This is a genomic window from Chitinophaga sp. W3I9 (genome assembly GCF_050434025.1).
GTDB lineage: Bacteria > Bacteroidota > Bacteroidia > Chitinophagales > Chitinophagaceae > Chitinophaga.
The window spans coordinates 6,366,598-6,392,180 of the sequence record NZ_JBNPWC010000001.1 but is presented as its reverse complement, the minus strand read 5'-3'; the positions used below and the strand labels follow the sequence as shown (position 1 = coordinate 6,392,180).

Sequence of the window (25,583 nt, the reverse complement as noted above, 5' to 3'; positions counted from 1 at the left end):
TATGGATGATGATGATTGTTGTACGAATGTCTTCGTAAACAAATGTACGATAGTTTTCGTAATTGCAAAATATCGGGCGGAATTTTTTTTCGCGGAGGTTGTCGCGGAGGTTGTCTTTTTCGCTGATTACGCTGATTATACTGATTTTAAGGATTTGATCACTTTTTGATTTTAAAGGATTTGGGAAGAGATCAGCGAATATATCCGCTTTTATCTCCCTAAATCCTTTAAAAAATCCTAAAAGTAAAATCAAGCAAATCAGTGTAATCAGCGTAATCAGCGAGAAAGACAACCTCCGCTCAGGTCTCCCCGCGTCGCAGCTGCCGCGTGGTTTTCCGGCTGCCATCCGCGCTCCAGCCAGGTGCGTCAAAAATATAATGCACTGCTTCGCGTAAGGAGCGGGCATGCCGCACATCCCGCCAGATATCCAGCCATTCATGAGTGGCAATACGGAAGGGATTATAGGTGTGTATATTTTTGGTGAGTCCATATACCGGTCGCCGCTTTTCCGGGGTGAAGGTGCCAAACATGCGATCCCAGATAATGAGGATGCCTGCATGGTTCCGGTCCAGGTAATCGATGTCGGAGCCATGATGCACGCGGTGATGAGAGGGGGTATTGAATATATACTCTATAGGCGCCGGTAATTTATGGATCACCTCTGTATGAATCCAGAACTGGTAGATCAGGCTGATCGCCTGCATACTCATTATCATTACCGGATGGAACCCAAGGAGCGGCATCCAGAGCCAGAAAGTAAAGGTGCCGGTTAAGTTGCCGGTCCATGTTTGGCGCACGGCCGTGGCGAGGTTGTATTTTTCAGACGAATGATGGATGACATGTGAGGCCCAGAAAAAACGGATATTATGACTGCTCCGATGAAACCAGTAGTAACTGAAATCATCTGCAAAAAAACATAATACCCATGCCCACCAGGTAAAGCCCAGGGTAAACAGCCGGAACTGGTAAAGAAAAAGATAGATGCCGAAAATAACGGCTTTGGTGAAGATCCCGATAAACACATTACCGAGGCCCATCGCAATGCTGCTGAGTGCATCTTTCGGTTCGTACATGTTCTTTTTGTCGATCGCTGTGAAAATGATTTCCAGCAGTATCAGCAGCACAAATCCGGGAATGGCATATGTTATCAGGTCGGGAGGCATATGTGGTAACTTTCTGTTACGGAAGTTAACGAATTTTTGCGGGGCTTCCCGGTAACTAAAGCAAAAATGCAGCGGAGAAAAAGCTTCCCCGCTGCATTATAATATTTAAAAAACAGGCACTATTTAAATGTTCTCTCTGCGCGGCTTACAGCAGATGTACCAAACCAGCCCAGGATCCTCGTTTTACCGGAAGGGGTGGTGTTATGTACATTGCTTTTTACGTTTTCCAATACTTTGGCAAACAATCCGCCGGAATTTACCTGGTTATTTACCTGGGTAAGGAAATCGTAGCTGGGGTGGGTAAGGGAAAGCATTCTTACAATGGCCTTTTCATTTGCCTGGAAAGGTTTATCGTAATCTGTAATACCTTCTCTTATCGGTAAAATGAAAGTGTTGCCATCGGAAACGCCTTCATCATAGGAACCATCAATGGAGAAGTTATCCTCCAGGCGCTTCAGTGTATCATTGCGGTAAGAGCGGATCCAGTAATAGTCTGTTGCACCAGACAGGTCCCTGGCGTGGAACTTGGCATAGTAGCCTTCTTTGCCGCTGATAGATTCTTCTTTTGTTTTGAATTCATAAGAGATGGAATCTACCGTGGTAACTCTTTTGATACTGTCGAACGCTTCAAATATTTCACCTTTCAGCTCCACATGCAGCTTGTATCCATGGCCTATAATGCCGATAGCTTTGGTAGAGGCATCGTAGGTGTATTTGTTGTCTTTGAACAGGAATGGATAAGACTCGCCGCTGGTCAGGTCAAACAGGGTGATCTTTGCATCGTCGATGATGGGCGCCGGGCTGTTATCTGTATAAGGTACCGACATGGTGAACTTAATGGTTTGTATACCGGTTTCATTGGTAATCCATGCATCCAGTACCGGATAGGATTTTCCTTTCGCAATGTCCAGGTCGATCTTGTCTTCGCAGGCCGTAAAACCCGCAGCAACAGCAAACAATATGAGGAATAATGACTTTTTCATCTGATCTTGAATTTTGGACAATTAGAACTTGAAGTTATATGTGATACCAGGAATGATAGAGCCTATGATAGACATGCGTACTGCTTCCCGTTTGGTAGGATCATCGTCGTTTTGCTTAAAGTAAATGGTGTAAGCATTTCTGCGGGCATATACATTATACAGTGAGAACACCCATTCTCCTTTCCAGCGTTTCAGCTGTTTGCCTTTCAGTGTCATAGACAAATCCAGTCTGTGATACGCTGGCAGGCGGTAGTTATTGCGTTTCTCTGTACTGTTGTAAGGAATGTCCCAGTCCTGGAATTCCAGCCTGTTGTCTGCGAAGGTGCCTGGTGTGCCGGAGGCGAACACCCAGTTGGCCGACAGGGAAGTACGTTTGGTGAAAGTATGCGTTAACACCAGGTTAAGGTTGTGGGTGCGGTCGTAGCGGTTCAGGAACCATTCATCCATACTGATGCCGATGGTTTTCCTTTCTGTGCGTGACAGGGTGTAGCTTACCCAACCGGTAGTTTTGCCGATATCTTTTTTCACGTAAAGTTCCAGTCCGTATGCGCGTCCCTGCGAAGGCAACAGATCTGCTTCGATGAGCGGGTTCAGCTGCAGGTTAGCATTGTCGATATAATCCAGCTGGTTGTCGGTTGTTTTATAAAACACTTCGGCAGACAGTTCGTAGGCGTCGTTAGGCGCATTGTAGAAGTAGCCCGCGGTGTACTGGTCAGACACCATTGGTTTAATATTGTTGGTGCTGGGCGTCCAGATATCCAGGGGAGTAGGGGATGCGGTATTAGACAGTTGGTGCATGAACTGTGTAGTTCTGCTATAGGCCAGCTTCACAGCGTGTTGGTCTGTGAACGCGTACCGGGCGCTGATCCTGGGTTCAAAGTAATAGTAGCCTTTGATCCGGTCATTGGCGTCGAAGTCTTTGCTGCTGATCAATCTTTTGCGTATGCCAGGTGTTGTATCTGCAAAATAATAAGCAGTTCCTTTACCGATGAATTGATAGGCTGATAAGCGGCCACCGTACTGGATACCAAATTTCTTTGTGGGTTTAAACTCGTGATCCAGGTATACGGCTGATTCCAGTGCGTGCTGATCGTTAATTTGTTTAACGTGTTGCAGTGCACCTTCTGTGCTGGTACCTGTGCCTGGTTTAAAGGTATAATAGATCCCCTGTACCCCGAAGTGCAGGCTGTTAGCGGCATTGATGTAGTAGGTAAAGGAAGGTTTTACGCCGTAGTTAATGATGTTGGATGTCCAGTCGTAACCCTGTGATTCTTCCCCGTTTGCTTTCTTTGAGTCGTTGCTGAACTTCAGGCTATAATCATACTTACTATAATAAGTAGTAAAGTTCATGAACAGGCGGTTGGTGAATACATGGTTCCATCTTACGGTGGCGGTACTGTTGCCCCAGTTCATGTTGATGTCTTTTCCAAAACCAAAAACGTCCCTGCCGAAATAACCGCTTACAAACAGGGAGTTATTTTTATTGAACTTGTAGTTGGCTTTAGCGGTGAGATCGTAGAAATTGAGCTTGGTATCTTTCATATCACCTTTTACAAAAGGCTTCATCAGGATATCTATATAAGATCTTCTGGCAGCCACTATAAAGGAAGATTTATCCTTTACCAGCGGGCCTTCTACCGACAAACGGCTGAAAATGTTACCAATACCGCCGTTTACGTTGAAGTCCTGGTTGTTACCGTCTTTCATACGGATATCCAGTACAGAAGAGGTTCTGCCACCGTATTCAGCGGGAAAACCGCCTTTGATCAGGTTGAGACTTTTAACGGCGTCGGGGTTAAATACAGAGAAGAAGCCGAGCATGTGGGTGGAGTTGTATACAGGTGCTTCATCCAGGAGAATGAGGTTTTCGTCGCTGTTACCACCGCGTACGTTAAAGCCGGAAGCGCCTTCACCCACGGTGTTCACACCGGGGAGGGTTTGAATGGCCCGCAGCACATCTACCTCACCCATGAAGGTGGGCATCTTTTTCATTTGCTGTATATCCAGTTTATTGATGCTGGTATTCAGGGTATTGACGGTCCTTTCCTGTTTCTGGCCGTTAACGGTAACTACGTTCAGCTGGCTGCTGGTGGCTTCCATGCTTACGTCGAGCGTTACGTTCTTTTTCAGGTTAACAGTTGTTTTATAGGTACCGTAGCCCATGTAGGAGAACTGCAGTTCATGTTCTCCGGCCGGAAGCGTGAGGGAGTAAAATCCGTATTGGTTGCTCACCGTACCCAGACTGGTGCCGCTTTTACCAATAGAGATGCCTACCAGGCTTTCCCCGTTCTTCTTATCTTTTACATAGCCGCTCACGGTATATCGTTGCTGCTGTGCGGTTGTTGATTGTCCTGCGAGGATTAAAATGAGCAGAGACAGCAACATGGTTACCTTAGTTTTCATAAAAGTCAGATGCAGTTTTATATAATGTCTGTTGCATTTTTGTAGCATGCATATAAGACGTCGCAAAAATATGATACCCCTACGGCGATAAATTATTTTTTTAAATCATAATTGTGTTACAACATGATTTAACGAAAAAAGGAAGGCCCCGGCCTTCCTTTTTCAATAAAATACGAAGCCCTGTCAGTCCAGGATGGCACAGTTAAACCCCAGCCGGGTTACAAAATCTATAATTGTTTGTTCTGCTAGTGATTGAGGGCTTACAATACGTAATACTTTGTCACAGTCTTCCAGGTCTACGCTACAGGAATTTACGGTAAATTGTGCTGAAATGGCGTCAATAACATTGTTTCTATCCTGAACAGTTGTAATATTGGTACGGAATATTCCCAACATAGATGATAATTTTTTTTGATTCGGAATATTTTTATGCAAATTTGCTACTGTTATCCCATATAGCTGTTACACGAGACGGATTATCAATTATACGAAACGGATTTTTTTATGGGCGTAGTTATTACAGATGATGCCAACCAGGTATTGCTAGTGGAAGAAATTCCTTACGATTACCATAAGATCCGTTCCAGGGGAATGATTGAAGAAACCCAGGAACTGCATAAGGATTTTGGCTCCGCAACAGTGCACGAATATAATTTCGAGGGCACCAGTATTGCCTGTTGCAAGGCGGAGGTGTACGAAAATATCCATGTTTCTTCAGATTTTATGGAGCCCCGTGTCATGATGTTATTCATGGAGCAGGGAGACATTACTACTACCCTTGGGGGGATTTCGGACAATTTCAGGTTTTCCACACAGGAACATAATCTCATGTTTAGTCCCGAGCAACTGGAGACTGTGGGCGTAAAGAAGCAGCGGGACATTCTCTTTTTGGGTATGAGCTTTACGCCGGCGCGGTTCCTGGAGCTGGCGGAAAACAATGGGCGCGTGCTGGATCAGCTGGCCAATAATGTGGCAGGGAATAAATCCGTGACGCTGGCCGATAAGTATAATCCCCGGATTACCCCGCGTATGCGCATGGCAATGGAGGAAGTGCGGCAGTGTAAGTTCCAGGGAGGTTTGAAAAAGCTGTTCTTGCAGTCGAAAGCCATGGAGCTGCTTGCCCTGCAATGTGAGCAGATGGAAGTGGCGCAATCGTCCGGTACGCCTTTGCGTAATAAAATCACTTCACAGGATGTAGAGAAGCTGTATTATGCGAGGGACCTGGTATTGCAGCATATCCAGGAGCCGTTGAGCCTGGAGGAGTTATCGCGCAAAGCAGGGTTGAATGAGTTTAAGTTGAAATCAGGCTTTAAAGCCATTTTTGATAATACGGTATTTGGTTATTTGAACGACCACCGCCTGGAGCTGGCCAGGAAGCTGATATTGGGCGGAGATTTGCCCATGGCGCTCATCGCAGAGCAGGCCGGATATTCGTCTCCCCAGCACTTCAGTACTGCTTTCCGTAAGAAATTCGGGGTGAGTCCCGGGAAAGTCAGGGGTTAAATAAAAAAGGACAGGAGCAACCAACGGTTGCTCCTGTCCTTTTTTAGTATTAATACGCCAGTGTAAAGCGTTGTTTGATATGTTTTGGTTGTTCCAGTTCATCCAGCAAGGCTACTGCGTAGTCGGCTGAAGAAATTTTACTCTCTCCTTTGTCGTTGAACACTACCTGGTTGGTACCCAAACGAAATTTACCGGTACGTTCACCTGGTTCTATCATCATAGCCGGGCTTATTACGGTCCAGTCGAGGTCTGTGGACTGTTTAATCACATTGAATGCGTCGCGGGTGGCAGTGGCGCCGCCTTTCCACTCTGCGGGGAATTCGGGGGTATCCAGCAATTGTACACCAGGGGCTATTTCCAGGCTGCCTGCACCACTAACAGCGATCAGTCTTTTGATACCCGATTCTTTGGTAGCATTAATAATGGCATTGATAGCCTTTACGTAAGTAGCGGAGTCGTGGGCGCTGTAAGCGCTGATCACAGCTTCATTGCCGGCCAGCAGCGGAGTGATTTCTGCTTCGTTGGTGGCGTCTCCTTTCTTTACAGTAAGATGTGCGTTGGTAACGGTTATCTTTTCCGGGTGACGAACGATGGCCGTTACTTCATGTCCTCTGTTCAGCGCTTCATTTAAAATGGCTGATCCTATAAATCCGGATGCTCCGATGATGGCAACTTTCATGATGTTAATTTTTTGTAGTGACTAAATAATACAGCCTGCCCGTGCTGATTGTTCTAATTGTTAGAAAAAATATTACAGTTTAGAGGATAAAAAAACAGATCCTCTGATCTGTAATAAAAATAATTACAGTACAAAGATAGGGAAGATATTTTAATTACCAAGCGGATTTTGTCTTTCTCACTGATTACACTGATTATATTGATTTAGGGGATTTGACCGTGTTGGATTTTAAAGGATTTGGGGAGATGTAAGCGGATGTTGTCTTTCTCACTGATTACGCTGATTATATTGATTTAGGGGATTTTACTTTTTGGATTTTAAAGGATTTGGGGAGATGTAAGCGGATGTTGTCTTTCCCGCTGATTATACTGATTTCTTTGATTTCATTTTCAGATAGTTTTATAAATAATTGGGGGAGATACAAGCGAAAATATCCGCTTAGATCTCCCCAAATCCTTTAAAATCCAAAAAGTAAAATCCCCTAAATCAATATAATCAGCGTAATCAGTGAGAAAGACAACATCCGCTATTTCTTTTCCAAGAGGTAGGCCGTCGCTTTACTGCTCACCTTTTTTGCTGCCGGCTGCACGGTTTCTGTTTTAACAGTAGGGGGAACCGGTGGTTGCTTGGTATGAAACATTTCGGCCAGCGTGGGCGCAATCACCAATGATACGATAGACATCAGTTTGATGAGGATGTTCATACTTGGGCCGGAAGTATCTTTGAACGGATCACCTACGGTATCACCGGTTACGGATGCTTTATGTGGCTCAGACTTTTTGTAATAGGTTTCGCCATTGATTTCAACGCCTTTCTCGAAAGATTTTTTTGCATTGTCCCAGGCGCCACCGGCGTTGTTCTGGAAAATTCCCATCAGCACGCCGCTAACTGTAGCGCCGGCGAGGAATCCGCCCAATACTTCCGGACCGGCTATAAAGCCTACCAGTAAAGGTGAAATCAGAGCGATCGCGCCAGGCAGCATCATTTCACGGATGGATGCCTGCGTGGAAATAGCCACACATTTATCGTATTCCGGTTTGCCGGTACCTTCCATGATGCCGGGGATTTCGCGGAACTGGCGGCGTACTTCTTCCACCATCGCCATAGCTGCACGACCTACCGCCGCAATAGCCAGGGAGGAGAAGATGAACGGGATCATCCCACCCACAAACAAACCTGCCAATACATTCGCTTTATAAATGTCGATACCCTGGATACCGGCTACACCAACAAAGGCTGCAAACAGCGCCAGTGCGGTTAAGGCAGCAGAGGCGATGGCAAAACCCTTACCGGTAGCGGCGGTGGTGTTACCTACTGCATCGAGGATATCTGTTTTTTCTCTTACTTCTTTTGGAAGCTCGCTCATTTCAGCAATACCACCGGCATTATCGGCAATAGGGCCGAAAGCGTCGATAGCCAGCTGCATGGCCGTTGTAGCCATCATACCGGCTGCGGCAATGGCCACACCGTATAATCCCGCCAGGTGGAAGGAACCGGCAATACCGGCAGCCAGCACCAGGATGGGCAGGGTAGTGGATTCCATGCCAACAGACAAACCACCGATAATATTGGTGGCGGCGCCGGTAGCAGATTGACGGATAATTGATTTTACCGGACGTTTACCCATCGCGGTATAATATTCTGTGATGATGCTGATCAGTGTACCTACGGCCAGTCCTACCATGATGGCGCCAAATACCTGTCCGCGGGTGAATTCATGACCGCGTAAGGTCATGGCACTTTCCGGAAGGATCCAGTTTACCAGGAAGTAGGAAACAATGGCTGTTAATATAATAGAACCCCAGTTTCCCATGTTCAGCGCTTTTTGCACCACGCCGGTATTCAGGCCGGAGCCTTCGCCGATGCGTACAAACAGGGTACCGATCATGGAGAAAATGATACCTGCACCGGCTATGATCATTGGCAGCAGGATAGGAGCGATGCCGCCGAATGCATCATGGGAAACGGTTTCAGAACCCAGTACCATGGTGGCTAATACGGTGGCTACATAAGAACCGAACAGGTCGGCGCCCATACCGGCTACGTCGCCTACGTTGTCGCCTACGTTATCCGCAATGGTGGCAGGGTTCCGGGGATCGTCTTCCGGGATGCCGGCTTCCACTTTACCTACCAGGTCGGCGCCCACATCAGCCGCTTTGGTGTAAATACCGCCACCCACACGGGCAAACAGGGCAATACTTTCTGCGCCTAATGAAAAACCAGTGAGCACTTCAATGGTTTTGATCATTTCAGCAGTATTCGCTTCCGCCCCGAAATATGATTTCAGTATAATAAATAAGGAGCCCAATCCGAGAACAGCCAAACCGGCAACACCCATTCCCATTACCGAACCGCCGGTAAAAGACACCTGCAGCGCTTTAGCAAGACTGGTACGTGCCGCATGCGCAGTGCGCACATTGGCTTTGGTGGCTATCTTCATACCTATGAACCCTGCGGTAGCAGAGAACACTGCGCCAATCACGAAAGCCAGCGCGATGGACCAGTGGGAGTTTTCATGTGTTGCTCCCATGTATCCCAATAGCAGGGCGGCAATAATCACAAAATAAATAAGGACTTTATACTCAGCTTTCAGAAATGCCATAGCGCCTTCAGCGATATGCTGGGCTATCTCTTTCATTTTGTCGTTTCCTGCATCCTGGCGTGTCACCCAGGAGCTTTTAACAGCCGTATACAACAAAGCCAATAATCCAAAACATGGAACGAGGTAAACTATATTCATGTAAGCGAAATTTACAAATACGTGGTTGACAAAAAAGTTTAGTAATTAAAAAAAATAGGATTCCAAAAAAAAATATTCAAATGAATATAAAACATAAATTATTAATTGTGTACCCGGTAAATAAAATTATTGTACACATGGGCCATGGGTAAGTATTTCAGGCGAAAAAAAATAAAGCGCTCAGATGCCTTCCCGGAAGGCATTGCCCAGTGAGGCGATAATATCGGAGGCGGTCATGGCTTCCTGCGAGAGCTGCGCCGCTGCCAGATCGCCGGCATAACCGTGCAGCCACACGCCCAGCAACATAGCGGCTTTCTGGGTATAGTCCTGCGCCAGCAAACCGGTTAAGATCCCCGTGAGCACATCCCCGCTGCCACCGGTAGCCATACCGGGGTTGCCGGTGTGGTTAAAATATACGGCGCCATCAGGACAGGCAATCGCGGTATACCGTCCTTTCAATAAAATATACAGCTGCAGGTCCACCGCTTTTTTTGATAATAATTCCAGCCGCGCCACATCATTGGCAGTTTTGCCGAATAACCGCTCAAATTCTTTCGGATGTGGGGTGAGCAGGGATCCTTTGGGCACTTTGTATAACAGGTAGGAATATACGGAAAGCAGGTTGAGGGCGTCAGCGTCTATCACCATCGGGCGTTGCCAGGCATCCATCAGCGCTTCGAGCGATTTGGCGGTTCCGGGCTGTTTATCGATACCGGGACCAATACCGATGGCTTTGTAACCGGCGGAACTGATTCCTTTATGAAAATGGGTGCTGTAGTGGGCGTCTTCATCAGTGATGCACATAGCCGCCGGTTCGCTGATCTGCATGATCTGGGTGCCGCACTGGGGAACATGACAGGTAAGCAGTCCCACTCCGGCGCGTAAACAGGCGCGGGCACTTAATACTGCTGCGCCCATTTTCCCATAGCTGCCGGCAATGAGTAATGCGTGGCCGTAGGTGCCTTTATGTGCGAAGGGATCACGCGGCCGGTAAATAGTGCGCATCATTTCGCGATCGGACAGGTGATATCGTGCAGGCGTTTGCGTTATATACTCCGGGTGCAGCCCGATCGGCAGAATATGTACATCTCCTGCGTAGGGTGCATTTTCGGGTAACAGGAAAGCCAGTTTATAAAATTCGAAGCTCAGGGTGGTATGCGCCTGTACAACGGGATTATGCACACTGCTTTCGTCGGCCATCAGCCCAGAGGGCATATCTATGGCTATAATGGGATGTTTGTGGCGCTGGTCGTTGATAAGGTGTATAATACCTGCTACCCATCCGTCAACCGGCCGGCTCATACCGGTACCAAAAATAGCGTCAATGATAATAGCGTTGGGAGGAAGTTCCGGGAAGTCGGATATATCGCCGATGGTATAAGTTCCGGCAGGGTATTGTTGTTGCAGGATATGCAGCTGATGTTCGTGGTCGGGGCTTGCCTTGCTGCTATGCTGCAATATGCCGGTATGTACTTCGTAGCCATGCCCGAGCATTAAACGGGCAATGACCAGTCCATCTCCCCCGTTATTTCCTTTTCCGCAAAAAATATAAACAGGATGGGAGGGAGAATAATGATCTTCCAACCAGGCTGCACATTGTCCGGCCGCCCTTTCCATCAGGTGTGTACTGCTGATGGGTTCATGAGCGATGGTGAAGGCATCTGCCTCCCTGATCTGTGCAGCGGAGAAGATTTTCATGTCGGAAAGTTGAACATTAAAATTACTCCAAAATAAGGAACATAAAAAAACGGACCATGCTTGCCTCATGATCCGTTTGTAATGAAGTGGTCGCCGGGATTAAAAAGTATATCTGGCAGACACACCGCCGATCTCCTCACCAAGATAGTTGGTGGGTCCAACAAACTGTACGTAAGGTTTCAGATCAGCACTGATGTTCAAAGGAATTTTCTTGAAAGTATATTCGATACCAATGATGGCATCCAGACCGGGAGACACATAAGTACCCTTGCCTTTTTCCACATAACGGTCCCAGTCGTAATCGCGACGGTCGTAGAAACCTACGTGCGCGCCACCACCGGCATACATGTTCAGTTCAGGCATACCTATGTTCCAGTTGTATTCATACAATCCGGTAAAAGTAACATTTGTTTTGTGTGAGTGATTGGTGGTTACCAGTCCTTCGATGGCGTGCGGACCTGTAATAAAGTGCTTAATGGTAAAGCCCACTACCCACGGATTGAGGCGGATACCCAGTGCAGTTTCGTAGTTGGATGGATCGCTGCTCTGATAGCTTTTTTTCTTCTGCGCGTTTGCCTGGATCGCAATTACAGCAATAAGGCTGAAAAGTAACACGACTTTTTTCATAGATGTGTTGTTTGAATGAAACTTAAAAATATACGTTCAGAAACGTTGGCTTGTTCTCTAAAGTATATACACGACGAAATTAATTCACGGTTGCTTTGCAAGAACAGTGCCAACCGGTTTGATCAGGCGTAGAAAAATGAATCCTGCGATACCTGCTGCAAGAGAGGCAACAATCACTGACATGATGGCTATAATCTGCATTTCCCTCTCTTGATAAGCCAGTGAAGAAATGAAAATAGACATGGTAAAACCAATACCGGCAATAAGTCCGACGCCGGCAAGCTGTAACCAGCCCGATTTTGAAGGCAGGGTAGCCAGTTTGAGTTTTACGGCAACAAAGGAAAGTGTAAATATACCCAGTGGTTTTCCCAATACCAGCCCGGCAATGATGCCGTAACTGATGTTATTATGCAGCGCACCGCTGATATCTGCCGGTAAAAGGATAGCGGTATTGGCAAGCGCAAATACAGGCATGATAATAAAATTCACCGGGTCATGTAAACTATGTACCAGTGCGGCTATACGGTCCTGTGGAATACAAAATGCCAGCAATACGCCTGCAATAGTGGCATGCACGCCTGAATTGAAAAGGCAATACCAGAGCACAATACCAGGAATGTAATAAAAGATCAGGCGTTGTACTTTCAGGAAGTTCAGCAACAGTGGTATGAGTAAAACGCCGCCACCGATCAGTAAATATTTTACATCGAGGTGCGGAGTGTAGAAGATGGCAATGGTTAATATGGCGCCCAGGTCATCGATGATGGCCAGCGCCATCAGGAAGATCTTGAGTGCTACCGGTACGCGTCTGCCCAGCAGGGATAAAATGCCCAGTGAAAAAGCAATGTCGGTGGCCATCGGAATACCCCAGCCATGCGCATAGGCGGTATTTTTATTAAAGAGGACGAAGATCAGTGCGGGAAACAGCATTCCGCCGATGGCAGCCAGTACGGGCAAAATGGATTTGCGTACAGAAGATAGTTCTCCTACGGTGAGTTCTCTTTTTATTTCCATGCCTACCAGGAAAAAGAACAGCACCATCATGCCGTCGTTTATCCATAACAGCCAGGAATTGGGCAGGTGCAACGACCCGTATTGATAATGGTGGCCGCCTGCGGGATCAAATAATGTATTCCAGAATCCTATATAATCTTCATGGGCGCCAGTGTTAGCCAGTACCATTGATATGATGGTGCATACAATGAGTACAATTCCTACCGCGCGACTATCTTTCAGGAAAGTGTGGATAGGGGATATCAGTGTTTTCCGGATGATGTTAATAGAGTTCTTAATCACAGCATTCTTTTTAGTGAAAAATATTTCCGGGAGATGTGATACTGGAAATGGCTGCGGTGAAGCAGCCATTTCCAGGTATTGTTCTAACGAAAATTATTATTGCATTAGCTCGTACTTCGTTTTCGGCTGCCGTTTGATATCCCACTTAAAGTTTTCCAGCAGGAGCTGTTCTTTAGGACGTTGTGTAAACGGATACACAGTTCCTTCCGGATCTTTGATCAGTACCACTTTATCTACTTCTCCTTTCTTGAAAAAGATATTGATAATGGCGCACTGGGCTTTGTTGACGCTCATATAGGCGCCGGCCTTGTCTTTAATATAATTGATCGTTTCCGCATTCCCCTCCACATGCATCCAGTCGAGGGTTTCACCCAGTACATAACCGGTAATCACATTGCCTTTAATCTGGTTAAACATGCCCGGTCCGGCTTCATTAATAATAAAGCCGTTGTTTTTGAGCAGCATTTTATCTGCTGTCTGGTTTTTGGTGAACATGAGGATGGTATCGCCGCTCAGCTGGGTGGTATTATTAGACCAGAGCACCGGGGTGCCATAGAAGCGGAAGATAGAATCCTTCGAGGAATAGTATACGCTGTCTGCTACGCCCTGGAGGGAGTCGGAGAATATTTTCACGTGATGGTAGGCGAGGATATAACGTTGCTCGCTGGTGTCTTTAGGTGCGGTGAGCGCCATACTGTCTGCATGGTGCTTGATACCCGGCAGGGAATCGTGCAGGACCACGTCCGGTATGGGCGCCACTTTGATGTTTGTCACGGCCGAATCCAGTTTCTGCCTGGTTTTGGTGAGGGTACTGTCGGCGATGAACATCATAACGTTTGCGGCTACACTATCCTGTTGTCGCCGGGCGATGGAATCACCCCGGGTGATGGGGGATATGGTAGCGGTAAATTTCTCCGGCGGTCGTATATTCCGGATGCTTTTCAGGTTTTTGGTGGGAGAATCCGGGATGCGTTTCAGTCCGGCTACAGAGGGAATAGATAAGCTGTCGTCTGGTCTGATCACGCCTGAAAACAGGGTATCAGCGGCCATATACAGGGTATCTTTATTTTTTTCCATGATGAGCAGCGGCTTCTGGGTGGCGAGGATCGTTTTTTCGCGTTGGTTTACGATGCCCCTGTTGGCCAGCAGCGACATTTTGCGGGCGGTATCCTTATATACCATGTTACCGGTGGCATAGGCCATACCGGAAAGTTTATCCATTTCTATGTTATCGGCGGTGATGGTGCCGGTACTGTCTTCGATGGTAGGCCGGTTACCAAAATTGCCATAGCCTTTTTCCGTGTCATAATAACCGCTGGTGGCGTACATCACGCTTTTGTCGTTATTGTTGATGGTGGTAGGCGCAACGATGGTGGCTATTTTGGTACCGGTATTATACAGCAGTTCATCTGTGCTGAGGGTGTATTCCGGATCTACCAGTAATACATTCCGCATGAAGTGCATTTCTTTGGTGTCGGTGTAATAGTATCCTTCATCGCTGGTGAGTACGCTTTTACCATTTACGAGTTTACCAGTTTTGACATAGGAGCCTATTTTGGCGTTCATGTCATATTGTAGTTCGGGGCCGGTGATGGTTACTTTACCGTCTGTCAATTTTGCATCTTCCCTGAGGAGAGCAAGGCGGGTATTGGCATCGTAGTTCAGGTAATTACCGTAGATATGAACGCTGTCGGCCTGGTTAATATGTATATGGCCGTATGCGTCGATGATATTGGTTTTATTATCTTTCACGGCACTGTCGCAGTTAAACAGGGTGGTACCTTGTTTAAAGAGGGCGTTGCCGATGAAGCGGGTAACGCTGACAGAATCTTTGTCATTCATGATCAGTGAGTCCGCGTGAATAATTTCAATTACCGACCCGGCTTTCGGCGCTTGTTGGGCCGGAAACTGGGCGTTGGCCGTAGCTGCCAGCAGGCAGATGACGGCCAGAAAAATCCCTGATTTTATGTATCGATGCATTGATTCTTTTTATTGTACCGCTATTGTGTCAGAAGGTAACGGTTTCGTTTTATCTTTTTTGCCAAACAGGGAGAAGTGTACATAGCGTTTTGGATTGACGCGGAGGTCTTCCAGCAGCTTATTCAGGTTACCCAATGAGTACTGAAGGTTGTTGTACACTTTTTTATCGTTCAGCAGCATGCCTGCAGTGCCATCGGTGGTATTCAGTTTATTGATGGTCTGGTTAAGGCTGGTCACGGTTTGTTGTAATTGCGCCAGTGTTTTATCGATGTTGCCGTTAGCCAGTGCACCGGTGGCTTTCTGGGCATTATCGAGGATACCGGTAATTTTACTGTTATTCTCTTTCAGGTTACCGGTAACGGCGGCCAGGTTATCGAATGTTTTCTGGATGTTACCGTTGTTGGGATCCAGCATACTGTTGAGGGATGCGGAGGTATGCGTAAAGTTACGCATGGTGGTATTGAGGTTGCGGATGGCGTCCTGGAGGTTACCTTTTGCGGTGGTATCGAGAATGGCATTTACCGACATCAGTACGGAATCGATATTAGACAGGGTGCCTTCCAGTTTTTTTACCAGCGGGTTAAGCTGTTCTTTCAGGGCGTCTGTCATGGAGCCGTCTACGGCTGCGTAGATGGTATCGCCGCTTTTCAGATATTCGCCGGCGTTACCCAGGTCGAGCTGTACTGTTTTGGTACCCAGCAGGTCGCTGCTGATACGGGCCACAGAGTTACGGGGGATTTCAATTTTTTTGGTAATGGTGATGGCTACCAGGATACGGGAGGCATCTTTATCCATTACTTCCAGGTTAGCTACATTACCGACTACCAGGCCATTTACCTGTACCGCGTTGGCTGGTTGTAAACCGTTTACCTGGTGGTACACGGCATAAATGGTTTTATTATGAGAAAACAGGCTTTTTCCTTTCAGCAGATTAAAGCCCAGCACAAGTAAGGTTATACCCAGCACAGTTAATACACCTACTTTGGTTTCGTTAGATAATTTGAGCATGAGATTCGTATACGTTCACGCAAAAATAATCAAAAAGCATGCACGGAAGTGGTCGTACGAAAATGTTAGTAATAAAAAAGAGGAAAGCGGGGTAATAAGAAGGGGGGAGGGAGGAGGCAGTGTGATTAGCAGGAAGTTACGAAAGCATCTTTGAAACCCAGTTTGCGGGCTTTGCGCATCTCGCCGGAGGCTTGTTCATCGGTCCTGAACCGGCCCAGGATATATTTGTTCAGTTTTTTTTTATTCATCACGATGCGTTGGCGGTTCACGTCACCGTGGAGCTTCCTGAAAATGGAAGCTCCCGGTTTATAAAATTTGTCGGTGATCATGAGTTGTACGCAGTAGCTGTCGCCGGGTGCGGGGGCAGACTTATTGTTGCTGCTCCTGTTGCTGGTGTTTAGCGATGCGGTAGTGTTATTGCTTTTAGCCGATACTTTGGTGGTAGCTGGCTGGGTGTTGCGGTTATTGGTAAACCTGTCGAGTTCCTCACGGTAACGCTTAATGGCTTTATAAATGCAATTGGCCAGTTCCTGTTGTCCGTTGTTGGAGTTGAGATAGTCTTCTTCTTCCGGGTTGCTGATAAAGCCCAGTTCCACGAGCACGCTTGGCATGGCGGTGGCAGACAGTACCCAGATACCTTTTTCATTTCTTTGCCTGGCGCCGCGGCTGATACGTCCTACCCGGGTAAATTCATCCTCGATGAGGGTAGAGAGGCGGAGGCTCTGGTCGAAATAGGCATTTCTCAGGGTGTTGAGCAGGATGAAGGTTTCAGGATCGTCGCTCATCAGCTGCTGGGTTTCTTCTGAGTTGGCATCGAGTACGATAACGGAGTTTTGTTTCAGGGACTCCATTTTAGCGTTGTTTTTGCTGGTCGCCCATATATACGTTTCTGTGCCCTTGGCATTGCTCGGGTAGTAAGCGTATACGGGTTGTTTAACGGCAATTTTCTTTTTCCCTTTTTTACGGTAAACGGTTTTATAGTCCACCACCTTGCGGATTTTGCCGGTAGAATTGCAGTGGATGGATACAAAAAGTTCCCCTTTATTGTCGTTGGCAATCTGGGCTTTTTTGCGGGGATCGTCGAAGCGGTCACTTTTTCGTGTATACACTACCTTTACATCGGGCATGTTTTCTTCCAGGATCTTTCCCAGTTTCAGTGCCACTTCCAGAGTTACCTGTTTCTCCGTGGAATAGCTGCCTTTTGCGCCGGGATCTTCACCGCCGTGGCCGGCATCAATAACAATAGTTCGTATAGGCTTGTCCTGTTTATCGGAAACGGGATTTGTTTTGGCCTGAATAAATAGGGTACAGGTGAGTAGTGTTCCCAGTCCTAAAATCCAAAATCGGTTCCAGCGCATGATTCTCATTTTAATGGGTGCTGTTTTTCACAAAAAATAAAAAAATAAGTTTATCTGTTAAATTAATAATCCGCTTGTTCCACGCGAGTTTCCGCTACCTTTCGTTATATTACCTTACAAACATTACAAGTTACCATTTGTAATAAATTGTATAAAATCTTGTAGGTTTGCCGCCATAACACATGAACGCTAGCTACAAAAATAATTATAAAAAGTTTTTTCGGCATACATACCTGGTTTTTGCCGGTATGTTCGTCGCCATTCCCTTTATTATAGATGCAGTTGCGGGTGAAAGGCCACAAGTTGTTACTTATTTTAACAAAAGTTTGGCAGATACCACTCCGCTGATACGGAAAGATACCGGCAAATTACCAAAACCGGTACCTGTTTCCCCTGTCACAGCCGATTCCACCCAATTAACCAAGGGTGTGGACACCAGCGGTGAAACGACCGTAGATACCTTGTTCGTACCAAAGATATCAAAAGACACGCTGGATGCGCCGGTAAATTATAAAGCAAAGGATTCAATCATCCTGATGGTACCCGATAAACGCTTCTATTTATATGGTACCGCCAACACAAAGTACAAAACGATTGACCTTTCTGCCGAAAAAATGAATTTCGACCAGGAAACCGGCATCCTCGAGGCTACCAACGCCAAAGATACAGCCGGTAAGCTGTTTGGCGGCCCGGTGATGAACGACGGCGGACAAAGCTTTGAATCGGATACCCTCAAATATAACTTTACCTCCCAGAAAGCGAAGATTTATAATACCCGCTCCCAGTACGGGGAAGGCTACATTCACAGCCAGCAAACCAAAAAGGCGGCGGATAATACCATTTTCGGCTTTAAAAACGGGTACACTACCTGTAACCTGGATACACCGCACTTTAGCTTCCGGGCCCGTAAAATAAAGGTGATCCCCGATAAACTGGTGATCTCCGGCCCGGCTAACCTGGAAATAGAAGGCATTCCCACACCACTGTATATACCTTTTGCCATTTTCCCCATCACCCAGGGCCAGCGCTCCGGGATACTGCCGCCACAGTACGTAGTGAACCAGCAGAAAGGGATAGGCCTGGAAAACGGCGGGTACTATATCGGTTTAGGCGACCATTTCGACCTGACCATGCGGGGGGATGTGTATTCCTATGGCAGCTGGAGCCTCACAGCCAGTCCCACTTACCGGAAACGCTATAAGTACAACGGCGGGCTTAACCTGAGCTTTGCCAATACCCGCTTCGGGGATCCGGCTGTAAAATCAGAGTTCAGCACCTCAAAGGATTTCAGGGTCACCTGGAACCATAGCATGGACAGCAAGGCGCGCCCCGGCGTGAACTTTGGCGCTGCCGTGAACTTTGGAACCTCTTCCTATAACAAGTACAACGTGTATGACTACAATACACGTGTAAATAATAACATCGGATCGTCTATCACGTTCTCCAAAACCTGGCAGGGGAAGCCCTACAACCTCACCATGGGGTTGAACCACTCGCAGAACCTGAGCACCCGTGATGTGTCTATCTCCTTCCCGGACGCCACTTTCACGGTAAATACGATCTATCCTTTCCAGCCAAAGGAAATGGTGGGCACGCCAAAATGGTACGAAAAGATTGGGGTTTCCTACAATACTATCCTGCGCAACCAGGCTAACTTCAAGGATTCCCTGTTTGGTAAACAGGCGATGTTTGACGCCATGCAAACCGGCATGCAGCATAATATCCCGATCTCGTTTTCTATCCCGGTGTTTAAAACCTTTACGTTATCCCCAGGGATCAACTATACCGAATACTGGTATACGAAGAAATTTGCCCGTAAATGGGATCCGAACAAATGGAACCCGGGGCTGGATACGCTTGGTGCCATCGATACCACCTACATTCCCGGATTTTACAGTGCCCGCGATATCAGCGCCAGCATGTCGTTGTCTACCGCCATATACGGTATGTACACGTTTAAAAAAGATTCAAAGATCAAAGCCATCCGCCATGTGATGCGCCCCACGCTGAGTGCCAGTTACCGCCCCGATCTGTCCAGCAAATATTATCATGAGCTGCAATACAACAAGGAGGGCGATAAACAAATGGTATCCGACTTTGACGGAGCCATCATCGGCGTGCCTTCCCCTGGCGCGTTTGGAGGCCTGAACTTCGGGCTGGACAATAACCTGGAGATGAAGGTGTTTTCTAAGAAGGATACCACAGGCAATCACGAAAAGAAAATAAAGCTGCTGGATGGTTTTGGGATCAACGGCAGCTACAACCTGGTGGCCGACTCCTTTAAGTTGTCTACTTTCAGCTTATACGCCCGTACCAACCTGTTCGATAAACTGAACATCTCCGCCAGTGGTAACATCGATCCCTACCAGGTAGATGCCCGCGGCCACCGCCTTGATAAATACGTATGGCAGCAGGGAAAAATCAGCCTGGGTCGTTTAACCAACGCCAGCATTTCCATGAGTACCTCGTTCCAGTCGAAGGATAAAAAGAGCCAGGAGAAAGAACAGAAGATCGATTCCATGGAGAATGTACAGGGCGCTGACGCCGCTTTTGCCGCGCAGCAGCGGCAGCTGCAGATGGTGCGTAATAATCCTGGTGAGTACGTGGATTTCGATATTCCGTGGCGTGTGGATCTTTCCTATAGCTTATCTTATACCAATACCGTTATTCCCGATTCCGGGGGCGTAGTGAAACGTATTACCCAATATGTAAGTTTTAACGGCGACTTCAGTCTCACGCCAAAATGGAAGATTGGTTTGAACAGTGGTTTCGACTTTACCAATATGCAGGTGGCCTATACGAATATGTATATCTCGCGCGACCTGCACTGCTGGCAGATGTCGATCAACCTGATTCCGTTTGGTACGTTCCGGCAGTTTAGTATTACCATTAATCCGAAAGCCGGTATTTTGCGTGATCTGCGGATAAACCGATCGAGACAGTTCCAGGATTTATAACGAAAGCGGGGATTGCCATTGGCAATCCCCGCTTTCGTTATATTACTCTGTATTATTGGCCAGGTAATAATCCCACATCAGGCGGAATACTTTTTCTTTAAAAGCGGGGAGGTCATCTCTTGTTAGTCCTGTAGTAGGCAGGGGAGGCAGGAAATGATAATCGATGCGATGCGGCCATGCGAAGAATTTCTTTCCTACCGGTAATATTTTTTTAGTGTGAAACAGTAACGACGGCATCAATGGCACCTGGGTGTCTATCGCTAATGCAAAGGCGCCGTCATAAAAATCCTTTAAAGGCTGATCTGTGCGGTTGCGTGTGCCTTCTGGGTAAAGCAGGATGTGTATGCCTAAACTGAGGGCATGTTTCATTTCAACGATGCTTTGTTTGCGGCTCGCTTCACTGCTGCGGTCTACCAGGATACCACCTATACGGTACAGCACACCAAACAGCGGCACTTTGCCGAGAGATGCTTTTGCGAGTGTTTTATTGATGCCGGGAATTTCTGCAGATGTTACCGGCACATCGATCAGCGAGTTGTGATTACATACTACGACATAGGTTTGTCCGGGTGCAAAATATTCCAGTCCTTTTTTGCGTACAGGGCAGCCGATCAGTGGCTGATACACTTTCATCCATATCCTGCCAAAGAACAGAAATCCTTTTGTTCTACGTGGTTCCGGCAGGTAAGAAATGATCCATACCGGGATGAATATTACCAGCATTGTTAGTGCGAACATCACTAACATCCATGCCGCGAATATTCTGCCGAAGATATTTTTAAACATAAGGTTGTTTTTTACAGTCTCCAGTCTACCGGTGCTATTCCTGCCTTTCCGAGTATTTCATTTGTTCTTGAAAAGTGCCTGCATCCAAAAAATCCTTTATCAGCGCTGAAAGGAGAGGGGTGTGCGGCCTGCAATATATGATGTCTGGTAGCGTCTATCAGGTATTGTTTATCCTGTGCAAAGCGGCCCCAGAGCAGGAATACCACATCGCTCCGCTGATCGGAAATTTTGCGGATCACGGCATCAGTAAAATCGCCCCAACCTATTTTACTATGGGACGCGGGTTCACCGGCCCTTACAGTAAGAAAGGCGTTTAATAACAGTACACCGTGTTCCGCCCATTTGGTAAGATTGCCGCTGGTAGGTATTTCCAGCCCGAGATCTGTTTTCATTTCCTTGTAAATATTCACAAGCGAAGGAGGAGGTTTTACGCCATCCGGTACGGAGAAGCTGAGTCCATGCGCCTGTCCTGCACCGTGATAAGGATCCTGACCAAGAATCACTACTTTTACTTTATCTATCGGTGTTTTATCAAAGGCATTAAAGATCAGGTTTCCGGCAGGATAAATTACTTTACCCAATGCCTTTTCATGTTTAAGAAACATGACGATCTGATCGAAATAAGACTTATGAAATTCATCTTTCAGCGCTTCCTTCCAGCTTGATTCTATTTGTACATCCATAGTGTTCACGTCAATATTTAAAGAAAAATAAATTAAATTTGATTTATTGGGAGAAATTTACATAAATTTGCACTCCCAAAATGCGAGTTAAATATAGTAATTTATTTCACATTTCAAGGGAAAACAAACACATAAGTCTTGGTAGCTCAGCTGGATAGAGCAACTGCCTTCTAAGCAGTAGGCCATTGGTTCGAATCCAATCCAGGACACAGAAAAGGACAAACCGGTTTATATCGATTTGTCCTTTTTTATTTCTTTCCCGAAATTATTTGCCTCCTATTTTTTCTACCGCCTTCGAGAGTTCATCTTTAGAGAGACGGAAGCTAAAGGACAACAGTATATTTGGACGGATACCTCTGTCGTGTAACTGATCAAAGTCGAGACTTTGCATTAAGCCCTGCCCTTCTTCATACTCACCTTTCAACTTATAAGCATAGCTTACGCCACCGGCCAGGCTCACCGCAAAGAAATCGGACACCAACAGGGTCGGACCTGTAAACACCGTAAAACGGGCATCTCCCCCTACACCAAAACCGGCAGACCAGGCGAAGTTGAACATATTAGGCTGCTCCTGTTTACGATTGAATTTTACCGGCATAATAAAGTTAGCGGTGATGGATAAGTCCTTCCAGAAATCAGTGCCATTATTACTTTTCCTTTTAATGGTGAAGGAATCGGTGGTTGGACTTAATATACTTTTACCGGATGCTTTGCTAAAGAACTGATCAGGCCCTTTAATGAGATTAGGAGAAAACGTGAAACCGAAATGAGTGAGATAGCTTACGCTGCGTGGCGTGCGGAGGATGAACTGCCAGGCTTTATCAGCCTTGGTACCATCAGCGCTGTATGCTTCTATTGTAACAATGATATCCTGGTTATTCTTTAATGTAAAGTTAGCCGTCAATGATTCAAAGGAATATTCACGTTTTGTTTTTTCAATTACCGCATCAGCCTCTTTCTGTAATGTATTTTTACAATCACTTGTTTTAAGATCTTTCAGTACCTTATTTACTGAATCAATCAGGTCTTTTACTTTTGCCTCATCTTTTTCATTTTGCAAAGATACCAGGAAGCCAACGAACTTCGGATTAGCCTCATGGCAGGCGTCGCTGCCCATTTCACCACCGTTCTGCGAAGCATTATCTGCTTCTTCTCTTACGGTAATTTTGATTTTGTAATTGTATTGCAACGACATGTTCAAGAGCTTGACGCCGGTGGTTTTCAGTCCTATGGTTTTATCACTTCCTATTTTATTGCTTAAGTCAAGTTCAACCGGCTTTTGCCCATAGGTAAGGCAGCCTGCAAGCAGCAGGGAGATAAACAGTACTAAATGTTTCATAATGCTATTTTAAGAGTGAGAAAAACATTTCTTTATTAATCGTATTTGACTGGAATGGGCTATCCGGCCGATCAGGTCTGTGTACCGATGTTTGTGTTAAGTATTTATCCTGCAAATCTTTATTGGTAAAGGGCAGGTTTCTTTGGTTATGATAAGATTTGATCAACGCAATAATGCCAGCGGTAAATGCAGTTGCGGAGGAGGTTCCATTGATTTTGTTAGTATTAAAATATTTGCCGAACCTGTCGGCATCTACCTTGTCGAAATAGCCGCGATAAGGTGCAACTAATTGTACACCTGGCCAGATATTACTTAAACCGGCCAAAATATTATCCGTAGCATCTGTGCCGGCGACGGCGTTTACCTGGTTATAGGCCGCGGGATAATATTTGATGGCGGTAAGTGCTTCGTTGCCGGCGGCAGCAATACAAATGGTTTTGCCATTAGTCACCAGTTCATTGGTAATGCTATTGAACCTGGTAATGGTATTCGCAGTCTCGTTTAAACCGCCGGTAAAGGCAAAGCTCATAGAGATGACATCAAAATCATGTAGCGTTTCCAGCAGGTCCATCAGTGCAGACATGCGAAATGAATTACTGGTGATGTTTAATTCTTTTATAACGATCTCCGCCTCCGGAGCAATGCCGAGGAAACCATTTTTGGCATCATTACCACCAATGATGGATGACATATAAGTACCATGGCCTGTATCCGGGAATTGCATTTGTGTGCTGTTATGCTGCCCAAAGAGATGCGCGACGGCATTATTCTTTGGATTAAAGCCCATATCGATGATAGCTACTTTTGTATTCTTGCCTGTTATCCCTTTTTTCCAAAAGTCTGTTATCCGCCATTCATCAAACAATGTGGATTGCTGTGTAACAGGTAACGCTAATGCTTCCGGTGTTGTATGAAAACCACCGCTCCAATAGTATTCATCGATGATGGTCTGATACCACTCATTGTTGCCTTCAAGGGTTTCGCCATATACTTTAGCAACGATATCGAGCTCATGGCCGTCTTCGATATAAGTTGGATTGGTGGCGGAAGTATGCGGAAATCCCAGGCGTGTATTAACGGCTTTATTGGCGATGACTATCATCCTACACGCAATTTTTTATTTTCAACAATAGTGGATGCTGTTGATTTGCCCTCGTTCTTAGCTTGCTTCTCTTCCGGTTTTACACCTGCCTGCCGGATACTGATTAATTTTTGTAATAAATCAAACCAGAAAGTAGCGCCCAGCGAGATAGCGAAAGCCGTGATGAGCCAGCCGATGATGGACAGATAATTGGGCAAAGTGATGCCCCAACCGAAAATATGTATGTTAACCAGGTTTTCTTCCGCCATCTTCTTTGAGCCTAGTATGTTGTTGAGTGAAGTGATCTGACCGGATATATTTTTCAGATCATCCTGGGTATAGGGCGAAGAAGTGTCTTTTCCGACCAGTTGCTTAACTTTATCAAAGTTCGCTACTGTAGTATTTACCACGTTATCACGCACCTGCTTATTGTCGATTAAAACTTTTGTAATCTGAATGGTATCTACATTAAAAGAGGCCGCCAATACAAAGCCAATGATAGATAACAGCAGCCTGGTCTGCTTTTTATACCAGCCTTCCGCGCGTTCCATCATCTCGTTAAATGAAACCACCAGCTTGGATTTGAACTTATCAATATCGTTACTGCTCTCGTACATCATTTGTACGAACATGGTATGTGTTTCTGTATCTATTTTAAGGTGCTTGTTGCTATTATCGTTATCCTTGACAGGCACCCCTGTGTCTGCAGCCAGGTTGTCTTTAATCAGTTGCATCTGGTTTTCAAGCCCGGTATAGTTGGCCCCACGGAGTATGCGGACCAGCACCTCCGCATATGTTTCGGGTTTGATATAGGCGGGCCTTCGAAAGAAGGAGCCTTCTCCCAGGTATTTGATGGTAGGATATTCCAGGAAATGATGTACGAAATCTTCTTTCTCTTTTAATGTTTTTTTGCCGGCCAGCAGGCGCATGGCGAGGTTCCGCTTATCCGTAAACTCACTATCCTGCAAGAGCCGCCGGAGCGCCTTTCGGAGCATTAATGCACGCAGTTGTAAGTATTTTGCTATTATTTCCTGTAAAATGGAGGCGAACAAGCTGTATAACAGGAATACAAATGTTAGTCCAATGACTACGTCAAGGGCAATACTATTAAACATAGCACGGGGGTTATAGGGATTACAAAAAAAGCATAACAATTCCTTTAGAAAAATATCTTCTGTGACTGAGGTTATATCTATAAAATATCCAGAAAACTATTGGGGCATTTACACAATCCGGGGTACTTCTGATTACTATTTATTACAAATAATAGCTAGGTGAACCGAAGTTATAAAACTTTCG

The 25,583-nt window shown here is 46.2% G+C and carries 19 protein-coding genes and 1 tRNA gene; 3 read left to right on the top strand and 17 right to left on the bottom strand.

What is annotated here, in order from left to right; genetic code table 11:
- Window positions 1-299: 299 nt before the first annotated feature.
- From QFZ51_RS25960 to QFZ51_RS25945, 4 genes are all read right to left on the bottom strand, one after another.
- On the bottom strand, window positions 300-1,163 hold the full coding sequence (locus tag QFZ51_RS25960) for a sterol desaturase family protein (protein WP_429050370.1): 864 nt from the start codon (window positions 1,161-1,163) through the stop codon (window positions 300-302).
- A 119-nt stretch (window positions 1,164-1,282) separates the two neighbouring features.
- Complete coding sequence (locus tag QFZ51_RS25955) at window positions 1,283-2,146, bottom strand: DUF4249 domain-containing protein (RefSeq protein WP_429050369.1); 864 nt, start codon at window positions 2,144-2,146, stop codon at window positions 1,283-1,285.
- A gap of 21 nt (window positions 2,147-2,167) precedes the next feature.
- A complete protein-coding gene (locus QFZ51_RS25950; RefSeq protein ID WP_370907911.1) occupies window positions 2,168-4,549 on the bottom strand; it encodes a TonB-dependent receptor in 2,382 nt (793 codons plus the stop codon).
- Window positions 4,550-4,732: 183 nt separating this feature from the next.
- Window positions 4,733-4,945 (bottom strand): hypothetical protein, encoded by a 213-nt coding sequence (locus QFZ51_RS25945; protein WP_429050368.1) that lies wholly within the window; start codon window positions 4,943-4,945, stop codon window positions 4,733-4,735.
- A 108-nt stretch (window positions 4,946-5,053) separates the two neighbouring features.
- Here QFZ51_RS25945 and QFZ51_RS25940 point away from each other — a divergent pair, with 108 nt between their 5' ends.
- The gene (locus QFZ51_RS25940; protein WP_429050367.1) at window positions 5,054-6,052 is read left to right on the top strand and encodes a helix-turn-helix transcriptional regulator; all 999 of its coding nucleotides are present in this window, start codon (window positions 5,054-5,056) and stop codon (window positions 6,050-6,052) included.
- A gap of 49 nt (window positions 6,053-6,101) precedes the next feature.
- Here the strand turns inward: QFZ51_RS25940 and QFZ51_RS25935 are convergent, their stop codons facing one another.
- The 8 genes from QFZ51_RS25935 to QFZ51_RS25900 all read right to left on the bottom strand — a co-directional run bounded on the left by QFZ51_RS25935 (window position 6,102) and on the right by QFZ51_RS25900 (window position 17,438).
- Window positions 6,102-6,731 carry an NAD(P)-dependent oxidoreductase gene (locus tag QFZ51_RS25935; RefSeq protein WP_429050366.1) on the bottom strand — a complete coding sequence of 210 codons (630 nt, stop codon included), beginning with the start codon at window positions 6,729-6,731 and terminating at the stop codon, window positions 6,102-6,104.
- A gap of 526 nt (window positions 6,732-7,257) precedes the next feature.
- Complete coding sequence (locus tag QFZ51_RS25930; RefSeq protein ID WP_429050365.1) at window positions 7,258-9,471, bottom strand: sodium-translocating pyrophosphatase; 2,214 nt, start codon at window positions 9,469-9,471, stop codon at window positions 7,258-7,260.
- Window positions 9,472-9,651: 180 nt separating this feature from the next.
- On the bottom strand, window positions 9,652-11,169 hold the full coding sequence (locus QFZ51_RS25925) for an NAD(P)H-hydrate dehydratase (RefSeq protein ID WP_429050364.1): 1,518 nt from the start codon (window positions 11,167-11,169) through the stop codon (window positions 9,652-9,654).
- 99 nt (window positions 11,170-11,268) lie between these two features.
- Complete coding sequence (locus tag QFZ51_RS25920; protein WP_370907906.1) at window positions 11,269-11,796, bottom strand: hypothetical protein; 528 nt, start codon at window positions 11,794-11,796, stop codon at window positions 11,269-11,271.
- An 84-nt stretch (window positions 11,797-11,880) separates the two neighbouring features.
- Window positions 11,881-13,092 carry a Na+/H+ antiporter NhaA gene (nhaA, locus tag QFZ51_RS25915; RefSeq protein ID WP_429050363.1) on the bottom strand — a complete coding sequence of 404 codons (1,212 nt, stop codon included), beginning with the start codon at window positions 13,090-13,092 and terminating at the stop codon, window positions 11,881-11,883.
- Between the two features lie 96 nt (window positions 13,093-13,188).
- Window positions 13,189-15,072 (bottom strand): OstA-like protein, encoded by a 1,884-nt coding sequence (locus QFZ51_RS25910; protein ID WP_429050362.1) that lies wholly within the window; start codon window positions 15,070-15,072, stop codon window positions 13,189-13,191.
- Window positions 15,073-15,081: 9 nt separating this feature from the next.
- A complete protein-coding gene (locus QFZ51_RS25905; RefSeq protein WP_429050361.1) occupies window positions 15,082-16,080 on the bottom strand; it encodes an MlaD family protein in 999 nt (332 codons plus the stop codon).
- A gap of 125 nt (window positions 16,081-16,205) precedes the next feature.
- Window positions 16,206-17,438, bottom strand: a complete 1,233-nt coding sequence (locus QFZ51_RS25900) for an N-acetylmuramoyl-L-alanine amidase family protein (protein ID WP_429050360.1) — start codon at window positions 17,436-17,438, stop codon at window positions 16,206-16,208.
- Between the two features lie 248 nt (window positions 17,439-17,686).
- Here QFZ51_RS25900 and QFZ51_RS25895 point away from each other — a divergent pair, with 248 nt between their 5' ends.
- Window positions 17,687-20,395: a putative LPS assembly protein LptD gene (locus tag QFZ51_RS25895; RefSeq protein ID WP_370907901.1), complete on the top strand. Its 2,709-nt coding sequence runs from the start codon at window positions 17,687-17,689 to the stop codon at window positions 20,393-20,395.
- Window positions 20,396-20,437: 42 nt separating this feature from the next.
- On the opposite strand, the gene QFZ51_RS25890 is transcribed toward QFZ51_RS25895, so the two are convergent.
- Both QFZ51_RS25890 and ung read right to left on the bottom strand, forming a co-directional pair.
- Window positions 20,438-21,181: a lysophospholipid acyltransferase family protein gene (locus tag QFZ51_RS25890; RefSeq protein WP_429050359.1), complete on the bottom strand. Its 744-nt coding sequence runs from the start codon at window positions 21,179-21,181 to the stop codon at window positions 20,438-20,440.
- 11 nt (window positions 21,182-21,192) lie between these two features.
- Entirely contained in the window at window positions 21,193-21,864 is a 672-nt protein-coding gene (ung, locus tag QFZ51_RS25885) for a uracil-DNA glycosylase (protein WP_370907899.1), read from the bottom strand.
- Window positions 21,865-21,999: 135 nt separating this feature from the next.
- Here ung and QFZ51_RS25880 point away from each other — a divergent pair.
- A tRNA-Arg gene (locus QFZ51_RS25880) sits at window positions 22,000-22,073 on the top strand.
- A 56-nt stretch (window positions 22,074-22,129) separates the two neighbouring features.
- On the opposite strand, the gene QFZ51_RS25875 is transcribed toward QFZ51_RS25880, so the two are convergent.
- Genes QFZ51_RS25875 through QFZ51_RS25865 form a run of 3 tightly spaced genes read right to left on the bottom strand, consistent with a single transcriptional unit; the run spans window position 22,130 to window position 25,399 of the window.
- Window positions 22,130-23,203, bottom strand: a complete 1,074-nt coding sequence (locus QFZ51_RS25875) for a hypothetical protein (protein WP_429050358.1) — start codon at window positions 23,201-23,203, stop codon at window positions 22,130-22,132.
- 4 nt (window positions 23,204-23,207) lie between these two features.
- Window positions 23,208-24,305, bottom strand: coding sequence for a S8 family peptidase (locus QFZ51_RS25870; RefSeq protein WP_429050357.1), 1,098 nt, complete (start codon window positions 24,303-24,305; stop codon window positions 23,208-23,210).
- Window positions 24,302-25,399, bottom strand: a complete 1,098-nt coding sequence (locus QFZ51_RS25865) for a hypothetical protein (protein ID WP_429050356.1) — start codon at window positions 25,397-25,399, stop codon at window positions 24,302-24,304. Before QFZ51_RS25865 ends, QFZ51_RS25870 begins: the two co-directional genes overlap by 4 nt.
- Window positions 25,400-25,583: the final 184 nt, after the last annotated feature.

Excerpts from the sequence above, each read along its gene's own strand:
- QFZ51_RS25960 (WP_429050370.1), bottom strand. The coding sequence starts at position 1,163 with ATGCCTCCCGACCTGATAACATATGCCATTCCCGGATTTGTGCTGCTG.
- QFZ51_RS25955 (WP_429050369.1), bottom strand. The coding sequence starts at position 2,146 with ATGAAAAAGTCATTATTCCTCATATTGTTTGCTGTTGCTGCGGGTTTT.
- QFZ51_RS25950 (WP_370907911.1), bottom strand. The coding sequence starts at position 4,549 with ATGAAAACTAAGGTAACCATGTTGCTGTCTCTGCTCATTTTAATCCTC.
- QFZ51_RS25945 (WP_429050368.1), bottom strand. The coding sequence starts at position 4,945 with ATGTTGGGAATATTCCGTACCAATATTACAACTGTTCAGGATAGAAAC.
- QFZ51_RS25940 (WP_429050367.1), top strand. The coding sequence starts at position 5,054 with ATGGGCGTAGTTATTACAGATGATGCCAACCAGGTATTGCTAGTGGAA.
- QFZ51_RS25935 (WP_429050366.1), bottom strand. The coding sequence starts at position 6,731 with ATGAAAGTTGCCATCATCGGAGCATCCGGATTTATAGGATCAGCCATT.
- QFZ51_RS25930 (WP_429050365.1), bottom strand. The coding sequence starts at position 9,471 with ATGAATATAGTTTACCTCGTTCCATGTTTTGGATTATTGGCTTTGTTG.
- QFZ51_RS25925 (WP_429050364.1), bottom strand. The coding sequence starts at position 11,169 with ATGAAAATCTTCTCCGCTGCACAGATCAGGGAGGCAGATGCCTTCACC.
- QFZ51_RS25920 (WP_370907906.1), bottom strand. The coding sequence starts at position 11,796 with ATGAAAAAAGTCGTGTTACTTTTCAGCCTTATTGCTGTAATTGCGATC.
- QFZ51_RS25910 (WP_429050362.1), bottom strand. The coding sequence starts at position 15,072 with ATGCATCGATACATAAAATCAGGGATTTTTCTGGCCGTCATCTGCCTG.
- QFZ51_RS25905 (WP_429050361.1), bottom strand. The coding sequence starts at position 16,080 with ATGCTCAAATTATCTAACGAAACCAAAGTAGGTGTATTAACTGTGCTG.
- QFZ51_RS25900 (WP_429050360.1), bottom strand. The coding sequence starts at position 17,438 with ATGCGCTGGAACCGATTTTGGATTTTAGGACTGGGAACACTACTCACC.
- QFZ51_RS25895 (WP_370907901.1), top strand. The coding sequence starts at position 17,687 with ATGTTCGTCGCCATTCCCTTTATTATAGATGCAGTTGCGGGTGAAAGG.
- QFZ51_RS25890 (WP_429050359.1), bottom strand. The coding sequence starts at position 21,181 with ATGTTTAAAAATATCTTCGGCAGAATATTCGCGGCATGGATGTTAGTG.
- ung (WP_370907899.1), bottom strand. The coding sequence starts at position 21,864 with ATGGATGTACAAATAGAATCAAGCTGGAAGGAAGCGCTGAAAGATGAA.
- QFZ51_RS25875 (WP_429050358.1), bottom strand. The coding sequence starts at position 23,203 with ATGAAACATTTAGTACTGTTTATCTCCCTGCTGCTTGCAGGCTGCCTT.
- QFZ51_RS25870 (WP_429050357.1), bottom strand. The coding sequence starts at position 24,305 with ATGATAGTCATCGCCAATAAAGCCGTTAATACACGCCTGGGATTTCCG.
- QFZ51_RS25865 (WP_429050356.1), bottom strand. The coding sequence starts at position 25,399 with ATGTTTAATAGTATTGCCCTTGACGTAGTCATTGGACTAACATTTGTA.